Genomic DNA, 18,635 nt, shown 5'->3' with positions numbered 1-18,635 from the left:
TCTACTCCACCTGAAGAGAAATCTTCTCTCCCACTTATAGAAGTGGGAGTCTTATTAAAAGATAAATTTTAAAGACATTACTTTTTTTTACCGTATATACACCTGTTTATTATCTAAATTAAGGGGTAATAATTTATTACTTTATAAATCACTTAAAAGGATGTGTATATATGCGTAAGATTAGCACAAAACTTGCTATTGCAAGTATTGTTTTAATAATTTTTACTTTGGTTGCTATAGGTGTACCAAGTTATAACGTAATCGTTGGTGAATCTCAAAAGGTACTAGATAAACAGATGGGTCAAAGGATAATGTGTGCATGGGATGTGGCAGATGGTTTAGACACTAATGCTATGACTATTGAGCAAGCTAAACAAGCCTATTCAAAATATATTATATCTAGGGGCGTTGGTACAAATGGATATGGATATGCCATTGACTCAAGTGGGAATGTAGTCTTTCATCCTAATGATGAAAATGTTGGAAAGGATTTTTCAGATCAAGCTTTTATTCAAGAGATGCTAGATAGCAAGAAGGATTTTACAAACAATACATATGGAGAAGCTAAGGTAAAACTAGTTTCATATGATTGGGAAGGTGAAGAAAAATTTGCCTATTATACCTATTATGAAAAATGGGACATGTTTATTGCTTTAAGTGGTGAATATAGAGACTTTAATGGAACTCAACAGAAAGCCTTATTTGTACTTATTGGAGTTGGACTATTAATACTAGTTCTAGTATCATTAATCATATTCTTTATTTCTAGAAAATACACAAGGCCAATTGAAAATATATCTCAAGCTATGGAAGAAGTTGAAAACGGGAATCTAGAAATAGATATAATCGAAGTAAATTCTAAAGATGAGATAGGGACTTTGGCAAGAGGATTTAATTCTATGCTAGAAAATTTAAGAAGACTTACAATCAGTATTAAAGACAGTGCATTAAAACTAGAGAGTGCTTTAACCACAGCCAGTGAAAGTGTGAATGCTACAGTTGCTTCATCAGATCAAGTTGCCCACTCTACACAAGAAATTGCAGTAGCAAGTCAATCGCTTGCAGAAGATATTGAAAAAGGCACAATATCCATGAAGGATATAACAGAATCTACTAAGGATACAAATGACTCAGCCAAAAGAATGCAGGAATTGGTTGAGGACGTAAATAAACATATTAAGAGAGGCTCTAGCATAACAGAGGCATTAACAGATAAATCTGATGAAACTAAAGAGTACTTTGCTCAAGTTTTTGAAAAAGTAAATCTACTTGAGCAACAGTCAGGTAAGATTAGTGATGTTACTAATGTTATTCGTTCTATATCTGATCAAACAAATCTTCTTGCATTAAATGCAGCTATAGAATCTGCTAGAGCGGGTGAGGCTGGTAAAGGATTTGCAGTGGTAGCAGATGAAATAAGGAAATTAGCCCAACAATCAGGAGAACAAACTAATGCAATTAGTCAAGTTATTAATAAAATTCAAGTAGAAATAGGGGATATAGTTCAGAACGTTGAAAATACGAACACTGTAATAGACAAGCAATCCAATATAGTTAATAATACTGAGAAGACTTTTAAAGAGATAGAAAAAATGATTAATGAAATGGTTAAATATATAGAGGTGGTGACTAATAAAGTAGAAGGCATAGAAACTAATACTGAGTCGGCACTGGCAATGATTGAAAACATTTCAGCAACTAGTGAAGAAACATCAGCTAGTTCTCAACAAGTGACTAATCTTACGGAAGATCAACTTGGGAGTATTAAGAGTATTGGCAATGCCATGAATGAACTGAAGAGTCTTTCAAGTAATCTAACTGATCTAGTTAAAAACTTTAAGACAAATTAGTATTTTATAAATGAGGAAATTGTATATTAAAATTTTATATAACCATATATTTAATATATAAGTATACAATTTTTAAGTAAAAGAGAAGGATATCAATAAAGACTAAGTGATTTGTTATTCTAATTAAATATAGAATAACAAATCACTTTTTATGTTACGCATGTTATTTTGAAGTCTTTGGGGTAGAGCTTTAAGCTCTATAGAGCTAGTGAACTCATCACTAGTCCAGTTACAAAAGCCTTTCCGATGCTATCCATCCCTTAAAGGTCATAATACCTACAGCTAGTCTTCTACAATTACTATATTATTTATACTTACATTTCACCATTCTTAGATTATGAACTAAATAATAGGTATAATTCAACAATACAAGAAAAATAAAGGAGAAAGATGAAAAACGTCGAATTAATAATTATGATAATTTAAATAATTTAAATTTAACTTTTCAGAGTATTATTTCAAATAAAGTAATACTTTAAGATATAGGGGGATTGATTATTTTGGGTAACTATTTCAACAACAATAACAGTAAAAAGATATTTAGAAGTTATATTGATGTTTTAGCTAATTTAAAGGACATAATCCAAGAAGACATAATGACTTCTGTAGTTAACAAAGAAAAATTTATTGCATATTTTCCTGGGGATAAGATGAGAGTAGGTATTAAAGTAGGTGATAAAATACCTGATGGAGACCCATTATTAGAGACAATTAAGACAAATGGTATAAGTCAATCAATTGTTCCAAAAGAAATATATGGTATACCATTTAAAGCTGTTACTTTTCCATTGAGAGATAAAAAGGGAGAGTGTATTGGAGCAATAGGATATGCTAAGAGCTTAGAAAAAGAGTTTAAAATAAGTAATTCTTTAGAAGAAGTACAAGAGATTATTAATAGTTCCTTTAATGAGATGAGGAATATATCTTCTAGTGTCATTGATATAACAGATAGAACTCATGATGATTCTAAATCAATTGAAGAAATATTTACAAGCATAGAAGAAATGAGTAATGTTGCCGAAGATGTAAATGAGATAACAAAAGAAACAAAGACACTAAATCAAAGAGCTTATAGATCAGCATTAGATGGCAATAATTCAGTAAAAGAAATAATATCATCAGTTAATGAAATATCATCATCATCAGATAATATGGTTGGAGTAATAAGCAATCTTACTGAGTCTACAAATAAAATTAGTGATATTGTAAATATGATAAACCAGATTTCTGAACAAACAAATATGCTTGCCTTAAATGCAGCTATAGAAGCTGCAAGAGCAGGAGAACATGGAAAAGGATTTGCAGTTGTAGCTGATGAAGTTAGGAAGTTAGCAGAACAGTCTAAAATAGCTACATTTAATATAACAGAGTTGATCTCAACAATTCAACAGGATATTAGCAATGTAATTAATGCTGTTCATACAACAGAAGATATTATAGAGAATGGTGTAAGTACAACTCAGACATTAGAATACAGCTTTCAATATATAATTCAAAAAATAGAAGATGTAGATGCAAAAATAGGAGAGATAGGGGTAAAATCTAATTCAAAAATGGAAATAGTAAATCAAGTTACAAATGCCATTGAATCTATTTCAGCATCAGTTGATGAAACTGCAACTAAAGCCGAAGCTTTAAAGAGTTCATTAGATGATCATGTAGAGGGACTTGAAGCAAATTCAAATACTATTAATCAGGCCATAGATAAACTAACTAGTTTTTAAATAATAAGTAATAGCCATTTGAGACGAAGTGAGTTTCAAGTGGTTTTGTTTTTTTGTACAGTTGTTAGAATTATATGAGGTTTAGAAGGAATACCTTTTAAAGATAATTGAGGAATATTACCTAAATCTCTTATAAAGGTAAATTTATCCCTTGACACAAAACATAAATATGCTATAATGTACAAGTGTCAATAAATCCAAGGGATTTGGGAGTAGATGGGTGCTGGTGTGCCCTCTGGTCTTCAAAACCAGTTCGGGGCGTTAGGAGCGTCCTGGGTGGGTTCGATTCCCACATATTCCCGCCACATTTTGATAGTTGCATTATGTGTAACTATCTTTTTTATTGCACAATTACATGATTTGACAACATAATAAACTTTATTTTTAGAGTATAGATTGCTATAATAAAGTGATGGCTAAAATTGAGTTAGTGATTTATGACAAAAGTCTATTTAGCAAGAATTCATTCAAGGAAACATAGTATTATAGGTAATATTAAATTTTGTTAGAGAAAATGACAATTATAATTTTTAGTTTAGTAATTGTTTTGAAAGGGGTTATATTATGAGTAAGTCTAGAAATGTAATGGTATGTGTTACTCAGCAAAAAACATGTGAAAGACTTATTATGAATGGTCATCATACTTTAAAGGGAGACAATGATAATTTATTTGTTATACATGTTGTAAACGAAAATGACTCATTTTTGAATAATGGAAATGATGGAGAGGCGTTAGAGTATCTATTTGGTGTATCAAAAAAAGTAGGAGCAGATTTAACTGTATTAAGATCAAAGGATATTACTAAAGCTATTGAAGATTTCTCTAAAAAACATAACATAACACATATGATTATGGGTTCATCACCTAATGGTAAAGGTATTGAAAACCATAATTTTGCATTAAATTTGCAAAAAAAGCTTCCTGCTGTTAAGTTCATAATAGTATAAACAAGAATTAAAAACAACTCCCGAGGGTAGAATAAAAATATCCTTATAAGGGAGTGTTTTTATGTCTAAAAGGTTAAATTTATTAGTTTTTAGTGGTGACTATGATAAAGCCTTAGCAGCTCTAATCTTAGCCAATGGGGCTAAAGAAATGAATATGGATGTAACTATGTTTTTTGCATTTTGGGGATTGCTTATCTTAAGAGATCCAGCAAAATATACTACAGAAGACAAATCATTTTTTGAAAAAGTTTTTGGAGTATTTACACCTAAAAGGACAGAAGCTCTTTCATTATCAAAGATGAATATGGGTGGGGTAGGACAAAAAATGCTTAGGAAGATGATGAAGGAAAAGAAAAAGCCAATGCTTACAGATTTTCTGAATGGAGCAAGAAAGAAAGACATTAAATTTTATGGATGCAAGCTATCTCAAGAAGTCATGGGATTTAAAAAAGATGAACTTATACCTGAGGTTGAAATTATTGAAGTAGATGAATACCTAAAGGATGCTCTACAATCGGATATACAACTTTTTATATAGTTAATTAATGATGAACCTATGACTCTCAATGAGTTTCATAGGTTTTTTTATTAGTTATTGTACAAAATCTGCTAAAATATAGTATTATTTATATAGAAGGATATTTCATAGAGATTATCAATATGAAGGCATGGATTTAAATAAATAATATTAGGAGGAATTATATGAGCTTTTTTAGGAAAATACCATTAGCTTTTAAGTATTTATTTGATAGTCAAGTTCCATTTAGAAAAAAGCTTCCTTTTATATTTGGAGCAATATATTTCATAAGTCCTATAGACTTAGCTCCAGAAGCGATTCTATTGCATTTTGGAATAATTGATGATTTAACATTATTAGGTTTTTTGATTAGTAAATTATCAAAAGATTTGGATGGTTACATAGATGAAAGAGGAGAGAAGAAAAAAGATATAAATATTAAAGGAAATGTGATAGAGAATGTAGAATATGATATTAAAGATGACAAAAAGTAACATATTATCAACTTAAATACAATATATTAAAATATTATGACAAATGATGAAAAAAATGATAAAATGAGAATATATTTCCCAGAAAGGAAGATATTATGGCTGAGAATATCATGGAAAATCTTGAAGAACTTCAGGTATATCTAAGAAATTCAATTCAAGAAATCCTTATTTGCAAGCATAAAGAAACTGAAGAATTATATTTAGTTAATACTGTATTTGATAACAATACATTAGAAGCATTGGACTTAAGACAGTTAAAAAAGGATGTTCCTAGTATTGAAGAAATCAGTAATACTGAAGATGGGATAAAAATATATACTAAATATTTTTTTCATCCTAGTTTAATGGATACAGTAGGCGAAGATAAGGAAATGCCTCTTGAGAAACAGATGTCATATACAGGTTATATATTGGACAAACTTTTAAAGTTAAGACATCTTCCCTTATCAGTATTAGAGGCTTTATTTAATTCTAATCATTTAATAGTAGATGATAAAGGTAGGTTGCAAATTTTAGGAAGTATTATTATAAATCCTGATCATGAAAAATTAGATCTTCAAGATATTTTTAAAAGGATAGGGAACATTCTACATTTAATATTCTCTGGAGAAGAAATAGAAGGTGGAGATATAGATAAAAGTATTCCTCCTGATATAAAGAAAATAATAACTAATTGTTATAATAATCATTATTTTAACTTTGAAGAATTGGTTTCTGATTTTAAAGGGTCTTCAGTCTATAAGTTAATGAATCCAGAAAGTGAAGAAGGACATAGAGTTCATTTGATGAGGAAAAATCTAAAGAGTAAAAAGCGATTTTATCACTTTAAAAAGAATGGCGCTAAGATAGCAATAATAATTATTGTATTGTTACCTTTAATAGCTTTTGCAGGTGGTAAATTAGTTGATTTTGCAAAGGATAAAATTGGAAATGACTCAAATATACCAGTGGTAGATCAAAATAATGACGATGAAGATGATCCAAATGAAAATAATGAAACAGTCAATAATGATAACAATAATGACAATGATTCACAAAACACTGATGATAAAGATGACAGTGATAAAATAGATGTAGATGATGAAATGACAAAATATTATAACGATGTAATAGAGCAAAGTGGTAACGATCGTATAGGGGTTTTAGATGATTCCACTTATTATAGGGGAAATCAGTCAGTTATGGTGGACAACGAAAAGGAAAGTGGAGATAATTTCTTAGTAGGAGTTGTAGACCTTAATGATGGTGAGTTTAGTTTTATGAAGGATAGAAAAAACATTGATGTATCCATGTGGATAAGGTCAAATGTTAGTTTAGACGCAATGATTACTTTGAAATTAATTAATAATGATAATAAAATAATAAGTCAAATTACGAAGAACGTTCATATACCATCAATGATGTGGACCTTACATAGTTTGGATATTAGTACTTTGCATGGGGATTTCATAAAGATATATGTTACTCCTAAGGCTGCAGGTAAAATGTGGATTGATTCGGTTGAAGTTGAGATACTAAAATAGACTCTAGCTAAAGGCTAGAGTTTTTTTATAAGAACAATTATTTTTAATTGTATTTTTGATATAATTTTAGTAGAGGATATTTATTAGGGCATATTTTATATATTTTAGGAAGGTAGGTAATGCCATGCAAGAAGCTTTTTCAATAGATATGAACGATAGAATTAGTTTTTTAAAGCCTATATTAGACTCGATTAACGATAGTTTAGTATTTATTAATGTAGAAGGTATTATTACATTTTGTAATAATAGTTTTGAAAAGCTATATGGAAGAGAAGCGAAACAGATAATAGAGCATAGATACAATAATGTTTTCAAAGAGAAAGAGTTATTAGAGGCTATAAAGAAAGAGAAGAAAATAATTGAAAGAAAAATAACGATTGAAAATAGGAATATATATTTTAATAATATACCATATGTAAATAAAGGACGTTTAATCGGAACTGTATTAATTTTTAATGACACAAATACTAGAAGAGAATCGGAACCACAACTTGAGGAATTAAAGAACAGTTTAGAAATGATAAAGGATATTTTAGATCACGCTTATCAAGGAATCGTATTAGTAGATGCCAACGGTAGAATTATTAAGTGGAATTATGAAAAATTGTTTGGATTAAAAGAAGAAGAAGTATTGGGGAGACCTGTTCAAGAGGTTATTGAGAACACTAGGATGCACATCGTTGCCAAGACAGGAAAGAAAGAATTATGTGAAGTACAGAGGATTCAAGGTCATGACATGATTGCAAGTAGGACTCCTATTATAAAGAATGGTAAGGTAATTGGAGCTGTAGGGACAGTTCTTTTTAAAGATGTCAAAGAGTTAAAATCACTAGCCAGAAGGCTTAGGCTTCTAGAAAGTAAATTTGATTTATATAAGGGTGACATAAAAAGACTTCAGGAAGCAAGATACTCCTTTGATAGTATAATAACTCAAAACAAAAGAATGATACATTTAAAGGAAATTGCTAGAAGAGCTTCGGAAAGTAATTCTACTATTTTGATTCAAGGTGAAAGTGGTACAGGGAAAGAGCTTTTTGCCCATGCCATACATAAATCTAGTTATAGGAAGTATGGTGCTTTTATTAGAATAAACTGTGCTGCAATTCCTAAGGAACTTTTAGAATCAGAATTATTTGGATATGATGAAGGTGCATTTACAGGAGCTAGAAGAGAAGGAAAGCTTGGTAAATTTGAACTTGCTAATGGTGGCACCATCCTTTTGGATGAGATAGGAGCAATGCCATTAGATATGCAAGCAAAGCTATTGAGAGTTATAGAAGAGAGAGAGTTTGAGAGGATAGGTGGGACAAGACGGGTTGAATTGGATATAAGAATAATTTCTTCAACAAATGAGGATTTAGAGGAATCGGTAAAGAGAGGTAAATTCAGAAAAGATTTATTTTATAGATTAAATGTAATTAGATTAGAAATACCAGCTCTAAGAGAGCGAGTAGATGACATACCTATTTTAACTGAGCATATCTTAAAAGAATTAATTGAAAAACATGATATGGAAGAGAATACGGTGGCGGAAGAAACTATAGATAAATTAAAACAACATGATTGGCCAGGTAATGTAAGAGAGCTTAGGAATGTCATAGAAAGAGCTTTGCATATGTCTACAGGAAAGATTATATATCCAGAACATCTATCTGAATATTTATTGCCTGGTGCCCCATTAAGTCATAGGGAAGACAATGAGGATATTTCATTAAAGAAAATAGTTGAAAAAGCTGAAATTAAGGCTATAAAAGAAGCTTTAAGAAGAAGCAATGGTAACAGAACCTTAGCAGCTAAAAAACTTAAAATTCATAGGACTGCCTTATATAAAAAAATAGAGGGATATGGCCTTAGTATATCAGACCTGTAACGAGTGTAGACAATATTCTACACTCGTTTTTTTATGTAGAAAATAGTCTACATCAAAATAATTTGATATAAAGCCCTTGTTTTACAGGTTTTCTGGTACATTTCTAAAAATATTCATATTAGTAGTAGAAAAAAGTATATATTCAATAATTACTTTTATACTATTTACTAAGGAACTATTATGAATATATCCTCTGTAAATCTTTGTATTACTAGTGTTCATAATAAAATATGAAGGCAAAAATAAAGTGGCACGAAACTTGCTTATTATTAATTTGTAATAAGATAAAAAATATTTAGGAGGTTTAATAATATGAGAGAAGTTGTTATTGCAAGTGCAGTTAGAACGCCAATAGGATCATTCGGTGGAAGTTTAGCAAAGTTATCAGCTATTGATATGGGAGTTGCTACAGCTAAGGAAGCAATAAAAAGAATAAATATGAAGCCTGATGAGATTGATGAAGTTATAATTGGAAACGTTTTATCTGCTGGGTTAGGACAAAATGTAGCCAGACAGATAACTTTAGGAGCAGGTCTACCAGATACTACTCCAGCGATGACTATTAATAAGGTTTGTGGTTCAGGACTTAGAACAGTTAGCTTAGCTGCTCAAGCTATTATGCTTGGTGATGCAGATGTTATGCTTGTTGGTGGAAGTGAAAGTATGAGTAACTCACCTTATATTCTTCCAAAAGCTAGATGGGGAGAGAGAATGGGAAATGGAACAATGATAGACTCTATGATAAATGATGGTTTATGGGATATATTTAATGATTATCATATGGGAATAACAGCAGAAAATATAGCAGAAAAGTGGAACTTAACTAGAGAAGAACAGGATAAGTTTTCTGTAAATAGTCAAAATAAAGCTGAGAAAGCTATTAAAGAAGGTAAATTTAAGGATGAGATAGTTCCTTTATCAATACCACAGAGAAAGAAAGACCCAATTGTTGTAGATACTGATGAATATCCTAGATTTGGAGCGACATTAGAGGGCTTATCAAAGTTAAGACCTGCGTTTAAAAAGGATGGAACTGTTACAGCTGGAAACGCTTCTGGAATAAATGATGGAGCTGCAATGCTAGTTATAATGTCTAAGGAGAAGGCAGATGAATTAGGAATTGCGCCATTAGCTACAATAAAAGCTTATGCATCAGCTGCACTGGATCCAAAAATTATGGGATATGGACCTGTACCTGCTACTAAAAAAGCTTTAAAGAAAGCTAAAATGAATATTGAAGATATAGAGCTTATAGAGGCAAATGAAGCATTTGCAGCTCAGTCTTTAGCAGTAGTAAAGGATTTAAGATTAGATACAGAAAAAGTTAATGTAAATGGAGGAGCTATTGCATTGGGTCATCCTATAGGAGCTTCTGGTGCTAGAATTCTAGTAACATTACTACACGAGATGAAGAAAAGAGATTCAAAAACTGGTCTTGCTACTCTTTGTATAGGTGGAGGACAAGGAACAGCTGTTATTGTAGAAAGATAAGAAATAGTATATTAAATGATTATGGAGGTATAAAGAATGAATAAAATTATATCCATAGAAGCAGCGATAGATAATATCAAAGATGGAATGACGATTATGATTGGCGGATTCCTTGGTGTTGGAACACCCCATAAAATTGTAGATGCATTGGTGGAAAAGGGTGTTAAAGATTTAACCATAATAGCTAATGACACTGCTTTTCCTGAAATTGGACTAGGAAAGCTAATAGTAAATAAACAGGTTAAAAAAGTGATTGCTTCCCATATTGGAACAAATGCTGAAACTGGAAGACAAATGAATGAAAAAGAAATGGAAGTTGATCTAGTTCCTCAAGGCACACTAGCAGAACAAGTAAGGGCTGGTGGATCAGGATTAGGAGGTTTCTTGACACCAACTGGAATAGGAACAGTAGTAGAAGAAGGTAAGAGAAAAATAGAGATAGATGGAAAAGAATACTTACTTGAGCTACCATTAAGGGCAGATGTAGCATTATTGGCAGGATCTATTGTAGATAAGAAAGGAAATATTTATTACAACAAATCTACTAGAAATTTCAATCCACTTATAGCTATGGCTGCTGATACTGTGATAGTTGAAGCAGAAGAAATTGTTGAAATAGGAGAAATTGACCCTAATAATGTAATGACTCCAGGAATCTTCATTGACTATATTGTAGGGGGTGCAAAATAATGGATAGACAACAAATAAAAGAAATTATTGCAAAAAGAGTTGCCCTTGAACTAAGAGATGGAGATGTAGTGAACTTAGGTATTGGATTGCCAACAATGGTTGCCAATTATATATCTGATGACATTGATGTTATATTTCAATCAGAAAATGGATTTGTAGGATTAGGTCCAGCTCCTAAAGAAGGAGAAGAGGATAAAGATTTGACTAATGCTGGAGCGCAACCAGTTACTATTAAGGCTGGTGGAGCATTCTTTGATAGCTCAACTTCCTTTGCAATAATTAGAGGAGGACATGTTGATGCAACAGTACTTGGGGCTCTACAAGTAGACGAAAAAGGGAACCTAGCTAACTGGATGATACCAGGAAAAATGGTACCTGGAATGGGAGGAGCTATGGATTTAGTAGTAGGAGCTAAGAAGGTAATCATAGCTATGCAACATACTGCTAAAGGTAAACCTAAAATCCTGAATGAGTGTACCTTACCATTAACAGCAGCAGGCCAAGTAGATATGATAATTACTGAAATGGCTGTTATGAAGGTCACCAAAGATGGATTATTAGTTACTGAATTAGGGCCAGAGGTTAGTGTTGAGGATGTAAAGGCTGCTACAGAAGCAGAATTGATAATATCAGAGAATTTAAAAAGAATGGAATTAAAATAAAAATAACTTATTAGCCTTTATCGTAATAAATTGCAATTTAATAAAGCATATAAAGGTACTATTGAAAAAATAGTGCCTTTATAAAATAAAAATAAGGGGGCACAAAATATGTTTAAAAGATTTACTAATGGTTGTGTTACATTAGTTCAGAAGTACTTACCTGATCCTTTCCTATTTGCAGTTATTTTAACTATTTTAGTATTTATTTTAGGTATTGTGTTAACAGGACAAGGACCAATGGACATGATTATTCATTGGAGTGGTGGCTTCTGGAGCCTATTATCATTTTCAATGCAAATGGCTTTAGTGCTAGTTACTGGTCATACTTTGGCTAATGCACCAATCATCAAGAAAGGTTTAAGAAATTTAGCTAGTTTTTGTAAAACTCCAACTCAAGCAATATTTGCAGTATCATTAGTTTCAGCTATAGCTTGCTGGATTAACTGGGGTTTTGGTCTAGTTATAGGGGCTTTATATGCTAGGCAATTAGCTAAGCAAGTAAAGGGTGTAGACTACAGGCTATTAATTGCTGCTGCTTATTCGGGTTTCTTAGTATGGCATGCAGGTATTTCTGGATCAATTCCATTAAAGCTTGCTACTGCAGGTCCAGACTTGGCTACAGCAACAAAAGGAGTTATAACTAATCCAATAGCTACAAGCAGTACAATATTTTCTTCTTTTAACTTAATTCTGTCTGCAATAATAATATTCACATTACCATTTGTAAATAGGGCTATGCATCCTAGTCCAGATTTAGCTGTAACGGTAGATCCAAAGCTACTAGAAGAAGAGGAAGAAGTAGTTATTCCAAAAGGTAAAATGACTCCAGCTGATAGAATGGAGAATAGTCCAGTACTATCAATTATCATAGGCGGTATGGGTCTAATATTTGTAATTTATTATTTTGCTAACAATGGATTTAAATTAAATTTAGACATAGTTAACTTTATGTTCCTATTTGCAGGTATCTTACTTCATGGAAACCCAAGAAGGTTCTTAAATGCTATAGCAGCTGCTGCAAAAGGTACAGCAGGAATTATTCTTCAGTTCCCATTCTATGCAGGTATCATGGGTATGATGACTGGAGGAAATGTAGCGGGAGTATCACTAGCAGGAGAAATGTCTAATTGGTTTGTAAGTATTTCAAATTCTACTACATTCCCATTCTTTACATTCTTGAGTGCAGGACTTGTTAACTTCTTTGTTCCCTCAGGTGGAGGACAATGGGCAGTTCAAGCGCCAATTATGATGCCAGCAGGGCTAGAGCTTGGAGTACCAGCGGCTAAAACTGCAATGTCTATTGCTTGGGGAGATGCTTGGACCAACATGATTCAGCCTTTCTGGGCATTGCCAGCACTTGGTATTGCAGGACTTGGAGCTAAGGATATTATGGGATTCTGTATAATTGATTTAATATACACAGGTATTATTTTAGCTCTAGGATTAATGTTGTTATAGATTTAATGTAATAAAATAATATTGCAAGTTATTTAATCAAACATTACTTAAAAGTTGATAAATTCTCCTATGATATACAGATTGATAATAAAATCTGATTATATCATAGGAGAATTTTTATTAACTCTTGATTCTAGTATCCCATCTCCTTATTAAGAGAATAAAAGATAATTATGCACCAAATAAAGATCTTTTCATAGTATGTATAATAAGTTGATAAATTTTTGATATCAATAATTAATAAAGGGAGGATATTCATGACCGGAAAAATTAAAAGAGTATTTCCAGGAGGCAACACATCAAAGGGTTTTTTCTCGTACTATGACTACATAATTGAAAACGATGCTAACAGAATATTTGTAATCAAAGGAGGACCTGGCACAGGAAAATCATCAATGATGAAAAAAGTTGCTCAAGATATGCTAGATAGAGGCTATGATGTTGAATATCATCACTGTTCGTCAGATAATAACTCAATTGATGGTATAGTTATACCAAAGCTAAGAGTAGCTATGATTGATGGTACAGCACCACATGTTGGTGTGGCGTAAACACAATTTAGTTACTAAACTTTATCAGTAGTTTGAGTTTTATCAGAATACTAAGAGTTTCTCAATAGGATTCTACATGATAAATATAATTGAAGCATTGTATCCTCATCAAGCTTATCAAAATCAATCTCTGTTATTTTTTTTATATTATTTAAGCGATAAACTACAGTATGACGATGAACATTTAGAGTTTTAGCAGTAGAAGTTATACTTTTTCCATTGGTAATAAAAGCTTGTAGAGACAATAAAAGATCTCTTCCATATGGATCTTTTGGATTTAAATTGCGAATTTTAGGAGTTACTAAAACGTCCAATTCTGTATTTTTCTCTATAGTAGTCAATATATAGTCAAAGTAAATTTCATTAAAACTAATTATTTGAGTGTCTTTCTTTTCATAAAAATCATTAGTAATTAGACATTGATTAAAAGCATAACCAATTTCAAAAATACTACTAAATACCATGCTCGTAGAAACTCTAAACCCAGTTCTTGATAGTAAATCAAGTACCATATCTCTAAAATATTTATCTTCACAGTTATTTAGATTATAATCGCAAACCAGTATCATATTGTCATGACAGAATACAATGCTTGATTCAAATAACTTTGATATATGGTGCAAGTAACTCTGGATATTAAAATTCTCAGCAATTATTTTTTCAGAGGGACTAAAACACCATAAGAAATACTTGTCATCAACTTTTCTTCCTCTCAAACCCAAGTGGTGAGAAACTACGCTATGATCAACATAATTTTTATTTATTAATTGATACATATACCATGGGGCTTCTGAATGTGAAAAATATGGATTATTTATTTTCAAAGCGTTTTCTATAATCTCTTGTAGTAGACATAGATTAGCATATTCAGATTTTGATATTGGACTATATAAGTCTGTCATAGCTATAACACCAAAGTATAAATCTTTCACCATAATAGGTGCTATAAGTCGATTTATATCTCGGAATCGTCCAGGTGAAATATAATAAAAGGGACTATGGCTCTTTCTTACTTTTTGCTCAAGAAAATCACTTTCAGCCTCTTTAAAAGAATATCCTTTATTAAGGACATACGACCAAATAGGATCTAGGTTGTTTAAATTTAAGTTGCTGGTTTTTAATAATAATCCTTGTAGATTATCGAATAAAGCAACTGGATTTTTTAAATAGATACTACCCTTATCTAGAATTGATTGCAACGAGTCTTCCTTAAAGATTGAATTATTGATATCACTAATCCATTCATTATATTCTTCAAAAATGGCTTGAACTTTTTCAAGTAAATCATCTACATCATCATTAGAAGGCAGAATTATAATTGACCACTTATCATTTATTAAACTTTTATCTATATTGCCTAAGCAAATGAAATTTAAATTGGTATCTGATGTTATAGAAGCAAGCTGATTTGGTTTGATAATATAGATTAGATCTTTAGACAATATTGATGAAGATTCTGAATAAATTCTAACGCCCTGTAGATTGAAATAAACATTTTTACTTGCAATTATGTAGCTATCACTAGAAATAATTCTATCGTAAATAATATGAATACTTAATTTCATAATATCCTCCATTTCTTTTATACAAAATTGTATAAATTGAATACCTATTAAATTCATTATATGTACAATGACTTATTGATGCAAGTTAAATATAATAAAAACAAAGTGAATTGTTTGAATAGTATGAAAAGATCACTTTATTCAATTAAGAAGGGAGAGAATATCTATGTTAAATCCAATTAACAAAGATGCATTTACTTTATTCAATCAAGGAGGGAATCTCATACCTTATGAATATACAGGATATAAGGATGAGATTTTAGCATCAAAATCAACGGCTTGGGTAGGTACAATATTAAACAATTCTCCAATTTATGATGTTAAGGGACCTGATGCTGCTAAATTTCTTACATCAATATGCGTAAATAATTTTTTAAAGATGAAAATAGGAAGCATTAGACATGCAGTGCTATGTAACGAGAAAGGACAAATTCTAACTGATGGCGTTGTCATGATGATTGATGAAAATACTTTTAGGACATATTGGCTAAGTCCTGTCATCGACTATTATGTTTCAATTTCTGATATGAATATTGAAGGAACAAAAATGACAGGGAAAGAGTTTTTCATACAGATTGCTGGACCTAAGTCATTGGAAATTCTTGAACAAGCTTCTAAAAGTGATTTACATGACATAAAATTTGCTAAACATAGAATGTCAAAAATTGCTGGTGTTGAAGTAAGGATTCTTAGATTAGGGATGGCTGGTACTTTAGGATATGAGGTACATGGTGATATGGATAAACTTTATGAGGTATATGAATGTATCTGGGAAATAGCAAAGGAATATGGAGCTAAGAAGTTAGGACAAGTTGCTTATACGATGAATCATACTGAAGCTGGTTTTCCTAATATCAACATGCATTATCCATTACCTTGGTATGAGACTCCTGGATTAGCAGAATATCTTTCAGATAAGCCAATGGAGGGATATTTCAATCTTAATAGAAAGCTTGTGGGAAGTGTAGGTGATGATTTGGAAGCTCGCTTCTTGACCCCTTATGATGTAGGTTGGAAATTTTTAATTAAATTTGATCATGATTTTCCAGGAAGAAATGCTTTAGAGGAAATATCAAAAAATCCTACAACAACAATGGTAACCTTAGAATGGAATCCAGATGATTTAGGGGAAATATTTGCATCACAATTTAGGGGTAAAGATGTTGAACCATATGAAACCATGGACGATCGTCCAATGGATATGTATTTTAACAGTGGATTCAGTATGTATTATCATGCCGATAAAGTAATGGCTGGAGATGAGATGATAGGTATATCAAGTGGAAGATTAAATAGTTACTATTATCAAAGAATGATTTCATTAGGATTCGTAAAAAAAGAACATGCTTTTGAAGGAAACGAATTAACTGTAATATGGGGAACCCCAGGAAAACCACAAAAAGAAATCCGTGTTAAGGTAGCTCGTACACCTTATATGAATCTTGAAAATAATAAGGAGATAGACGTAGAATCAATTCCACGCTATCAAGGATAATGGACAGTTTAAAAAGTTTTTACAAATAATGTTTTATAGGGAAAACGTTATTTGCTGACAAAATAATTATCACAGTTTAATAAGTATTTAGTATGATTTTACAATAGAGATAGCGAGGTGAGGAATCGCTTCGCTACTCTTTTTATATTTTAATGGAGAAAAAAAGGATTTAAGAAGTCTTTCTAGTTTGATATTTTATTTAGAAAAAATATTTATTGAATTCCATAAAACAATTAAGGAAGAAGTGATTGAAATGAATCAAGAGAAAACATTGGATTCACAGCGATGGAAAGTTATAATAATAATTTGGATAGCTTTGTTTTCGGGTGCATATGCACAATTTCAAGTATCACCTCTAGCAAGTGAAATAATAGATTTATTAAATTTAACAAATGTACAATTTGCAAGTATTCTTACTGCTCCTATGATACCAGCTATTCTTTTTAGTATCATAGTAGGTGTGATATCTGATCGAATTAAGGTTAAGCCAATTATTGCTATAGGGTTAATAATTGGAAGTATTGGAACTACCCTTCGTTTTATGGCCACAAATTATTGGCAAATGTTTTTATTAATGGTACTTTCAGGGTTTGGTGTAGCATTTATAAATGCCAATCTATCAAAAATTTTAGGCAATTGGTTTCCACCAGAACAAGTGAGCAAAAGTATGGGAATATGTCTATCAGCAAGCACACTAGGGATGACAATTGGAATGGGAACCTCTGCATTATATCCTTCAATAAATAGTGCCTATGCAGTGGCAGGTATTTTATCTATAATTTCAATGATTCTTTGGATAGTTTTTATTAAGAGTGAACCTAAGAGTACACCAGTTGGAGAAGATAAGTCAGTGATAGAGGATATTCGTAAAGTGACAAGTTCCAAATCAATTTGGATAGGTGGATTTGGATTAATACTGGTAATGGGTTGCACGATGGTTATTAATGGATTTTTGCCTAGAGCATTAAATGATGTTAGGGGAATAGATACTGTCACTGCTGGTTTACTAAGCTCTATGGTTATGTTAGGCATACTGATTAGTAGTATATTAAGTCCCATTATTAGTCAGCGTGTGAGCTCTTTTCGCTTATATCTTATGGTAATAGGAATACTAGGTTCAGTTGGAGTTTTTTATGCTTGGAAAGTTAATGGAATTATGATTTGGCCAGCAATGATCTTGACAGGTTTCTTTATAGGAGCTGCCATACCAATATTTATGTCATTTCCAATGTTATTAAAAGAAATCGGAAGAGCATATGCTGGTACTGCTGGAGGACTGTTAGCTACAATGCAGCTATTAGGGGCTATTATAATACCCACTTACATCGTAACTCCACTTGCAGGAGAAAATTATAATTTAGCGTTTGGGCTTGCTGCAGTTTGTATGCTCATAATGTGTATACTGGTAATCTTTTTACCAAACTTAAAAGCTAAGCTATCTAAAGAATAATTATAAAGCTAAAATGTCCTTAAGTGTATAGATCATAAAAATACATAATTTTATGAATATACACTAAAGGAGTTAATTTATATAATATGTATAAGTGTTGATTTAAATAGAAAAAAAGGAGAGATACTCAAATGAAAACAGATGTTCAAATAGCACAAGAAGCTAAGATGCTTCCAATAGTGGAAGTAGCTAAAGGACTAGGAATTGAAGAAAATGAAGTTGAGCTTTATGGTAACTATAAAGCTAAAATATCCTTAGATGTGTTTAAGCGTCTAAAAGACAAAGAAGATGGAAAGTTAATATTAGTTACTGCAATTAACCCAACTCCAGCAGGTGAGGGAAAAACT

16 protein-coding genes and 1 tRNA gene are annotated in these 18,635 nt (G+C 31.4%); 16 read left to right on the top strand and 1 reads right to left on the bottom strand.

All coding sequences use genetic code 11. The features are described from left to right. The first annotated feature begins 170 nt into the window (after positions 1-170). From JMO20_RS03005 to JMO20_RS02945, 13 genes are all read left to right on the top strand, one after another. The gene (locus tag JMO20_RS03005) at positions 171-1,850 is read left to right on the top strand and encodes a methyl-accepting chemotaxis protein (RefSeq protein WP_202708049.1); all 1,680 of its coding nucleotides are present in this window, start codon (positions 171-173) and stop codon (positions 1,848-1,850) included. A gap of 500 nt (positions 1,851-2,350) precedes the next feature. Beyond that, on the top strand, positions 2,351-3,574 hold the full coding sequence (locus tag JMO20_RS03000) for a methyl-accepting chemotaxis protein (protein ID WP_202708048.1): 1,224 nt from the start codon (positions 2,351-2,353) through the stop codon (positions 3,572-3,574). A gap of 208 nt (positions 3,575-3,782) precedes the next feature. Then, a tRNA-Sec gene (locus JMO20_RS02995) sits at positions 3,783-3,879 on the top strand. A 259-nt stretch (positions 3,880-4,138) separates the two neighbouring features. Next, positions 4,139-4,522 (top strand): adenine nucleotide alpha hydrolase family protein, encoded by a 384-nt coding sequence (locus tag JMO20_RS02990; RefSeq protein WP_202708047.1) that lies wholly within the window; start codon positions 4,139-4,141, stop codon positions 4,520-4,522. A gap of 61 nt (positions 4,523-4,583) precedes the next feature. Next, positions 4,584-5,060: a DsrE/DsrF/DrsH-like family protein gene (locus tag JMO20_RS02985; protein ID WP_202708046.1), complete on the top strand. Its 477-nt coding sequence runs from the start codon at positions 4,584-4,586 to the stop codon at positions 5,058-5,060. A gap of 164 nt (positions 5,061-5,224) precedes the next feature. Next, positions 5,225-5,533, top strand: coding sequence for a YkvA family protein (locus JMO20_RS02980; protein ID WP_202708044.1), 309 nt, complete (start codon positions 5,225-5,227; stop codon positions 5,531-5,533). A 95-nt stretch (positions 5,534-5,628) separates the two neighbouring features. Beyond that, the gene (locus JMO20_RS02975) at positions 5,629-7,056 is read left to right on the top strand and encodes a hypothetical protein (protein WP_202708043.1); all 1,428 of its coding nucleotides are present in this window, start codon (positions 5,629-5,631) and stop codon (positions 7,054-7,056) included. Between the two features lie 124 nt (positions 7,057-7,180). Then, positions 7,181-8,926, top strand: coding sequence for a sigma 54-interacting transcriptional regulator (locus JMO20_RS02970; RefSeq protein ID WP_202708042.1), 1,746 nt, complete (start codon positions 7,181-7,183; stop codon positions 8,924-8,926). A gap of 312 nt (positions 8,927-9,238) precedes the next feature. After that, positions 9,239-10,417, top strand: coding sequence for an acetyl-CoA C-acetyltransferase (locus JMO20_RS02965; protein ID WP_202708041.1), 1,179 nt, complete (start codon positions 9,239-9,241; stop codon positions 10,415-10,417). Between the two features lie 36 nt (positions 10,418-10,453). After that, positions 10,454-11,107 carry an acetate CoA-transferase subunit alpha gene (gene atoD, locus JMO20_RS02960; RefSeq protein ID WP_202708039.1) on the top strand — a complete coding sequence of 218 codons (654 nt, stop codon included), beginning with the start codon at positions 10,454-10,456 and terminating at the stop codon, positions 11,105-11,107. Further along, positions 11,107-11,769 carry a 3-oxoacid CoA-transferase subunit B gene (locus JMO20_RS02955; protein WP_202708037.1) on the top strand — a complete coding sequence of 221 codons (663 nt, stop codon included), beginning with the start codon at positions 11,107-11,109 and terminating at the stop codon, positions 11,767-11,769. Before atoD ends, JMO20_RS02955 begins: the two co-directional genes overlap by 1 nt. A 108-nt stretch (positions 11,770-11,877) precedes the next feature. Then, entirely contained in the window at positions 11,878-13,227 is a 1,350-nt protein-coding gene (locus tag JMO20_RS02950) for a short-chain fatty acid transporter (protein ID WP_202708035.1), read from the top strand. 257 nt (positions 13,228-13,484) lie between these two features. Then, a complete protein-coding gene (locus JMO20_RS02945; protein ID WP_202708033.1) occupies positions 13,485-13,778 on the top strand; it encodes a P-loop domain-containing protein in 294 nt (97 codons plus the stop codon). Positions 13,779-13,828: 50 nt separating this feature from the next. Here the strand turns inward: JMO20_RS02945 and JMO20_RS02940 are convergent, their stop codons facing one another. Next, complete coding sequence (locus JMO20_RS02940) at positions 13,829-15,343, bottom strand: PucR family transcriptional regulator (RefSeq protein WP_202708032.1); 1,515 nt, start codon at positions 15,341-15,343, stop codon at positions 13,829-13,831. 166 nt (positions 15,344-15,509) lie between these two features. On the opposite strand from JMO20_RS02940, the gene JMO20_RS02935 reads away from it, so the two are divergent. From JMO20_RS02935 to JMO20_RS02925, 3 genes are all read left to right on the top strand, one after another. Further along, positions 15,510-16,838 (top strand): aminomethyltransferase family protein, encoded by a 1,329-nt coding sequence (locus JMO20_RS02935; RefSeq protein ID WP_202708030.1) that lies wholly within the window; start codon positions 15,510-15,512, stop codon positions 16,836-16,838. Between the two features lie 253 nt (positions 16,839-17,091). Continuing rightward, positions 17,092-18,288 carry an MFS transporter gene (locus JMO20_RS02930; RefSeq protein ID WP_207753421.1) on the top strand — a complete coding sequence of 399 codons (1,197 nt, stop codon included), beginning with the start codon at positions 17,092-17,094 and terminating at the stop codon, positions 18,286-18,288. 131 nt (positions 18,289-18,419) lie between these two features. After that, positions 18,420-18,635: formate--tetrahydrofolate ligase (locus JMO20_RS02925; protein WP_202708026.1), on the top strand; the 216-nt coding region annotated here is incomplete at its 3' end.

It is taken from the genome of Sporosalibacterium faouarense (assembly GCF_016765695.1).
GTDB classification, from domain to species: Bacteria; Bacillota; Clostridia; order Tissierellales; family VENL01; genus Sporosalibacterium; species Sporosalibacterium faouarense.
The sequence above is the reverse complement of the archived record's forward strand: the minus strand, read 5'-3'. Positions and strand labels throughout refer to the sequence as shown.

What these genes read in the sequence shown, in the direction of transcription:
- atoD (WP_202708039.1), top strand. Translation starts at nt 10,454, where the DNA reads ATGAATAAAATTATATCCATAGAAGCAGCGATAGATAATATCAAAGAT.
- JMO20_RS02970 (WP_202708042.1), top strand. Translation starts at nt 7,181, where the DNA reads ATGCAAGAAGCTTTTTCAATAGATATGAACGATAGAATTAGTTTTTTA.
- JMO20_RS02980 (WP_202708044.1), top strand. Translation starts at nt 5,225, where the DNA reads ATGAGCTTTTTTAGGAAAATACCATTAGCTTTTAAGTATTTATTTGAT.
- JMO20_RS02940 (WP_202708032.1), bottom strand. Translation starts at nt 15,343, where the DNA reads ATGAAATTAAGTATTCATATTATTTACGATAGAATTATTTCTAGTGAT.
- JMO20_RS02955 (WP_202708037.1), top strand. Translation starts at nt 11,107, where the DNA reads ATGGATAGACAACAAATAAAAGAAATTATTGCAAAAAGAGTTGCCCTT.
- JMO20_RS02965 (WP_202708041.1), top strand. Translation starts at nt 9,239, where the DNA reads ATGAGAGAAGTTGTTATTGCAAGTGCAGTTAGAACGCCAATAGGATCA.
- JMO20_RS02985 (WP_202708046.1), top strand. Translation starts at nt 4,584, where the DNA reads ATGTCTAAAAGGTTAAATTTATTAGTTTTTAGTGGTGACTATGATAAA.
- JMO20_RS02945 (WP_202708033.1), top strand. Translation starts at nt 13,485, where the DNA reads ATGACCGGAAAAATTAAAAGAGTATTTCCAGGAGGCAACACATCAAAG.
- JMO20_RS02990 (WP_202708047.1), top strand. Translation starts at nt 4,139, where the DNA reads ATGAGTAAGTCTAGAAATGTAATGGTATGTGTTACTCAGCAAAAAACA.
- JMO20_RS02935 (WP_202708030.1), top strand. Translation starts at nt 15,510, where the DNA reads ATGTTAAATCCAATTAACAAAGATGCATTTACTTTATTCAATCAAGGA.
- JMO20_RS02930 (WP_207753421.1), top strand. Translation starts at nt 17,092, where the DNA reads ATGAATCAAGAGAAAACATTGGATTCACAGCGATGGAAAGTTATAATA.
- JMO20_RS03005 (WP_202708049.1), top strand. Translation starts at nt 171, where the DNA reads ATGCGTAAGATTAGCACAAAACTTGCTATTGCAAGTATTGTTTTAATA.
- JMO20_RS02975 (WP_202708043.1), top strand. Translation starts at nt 5,629, where the DNA reads ATGGCTGAGAATATCATGGAAAATCTTGAAGAACTTCAGGTATATCTA.
- JMO20_RS02950 (WP_202708035.1), top strand. Translation starts at nt 11,878, where the DNA reads ATGTTTAAAAGATTTACTAATGGTTGTGTTACATTAGTTCAGAAGTAC.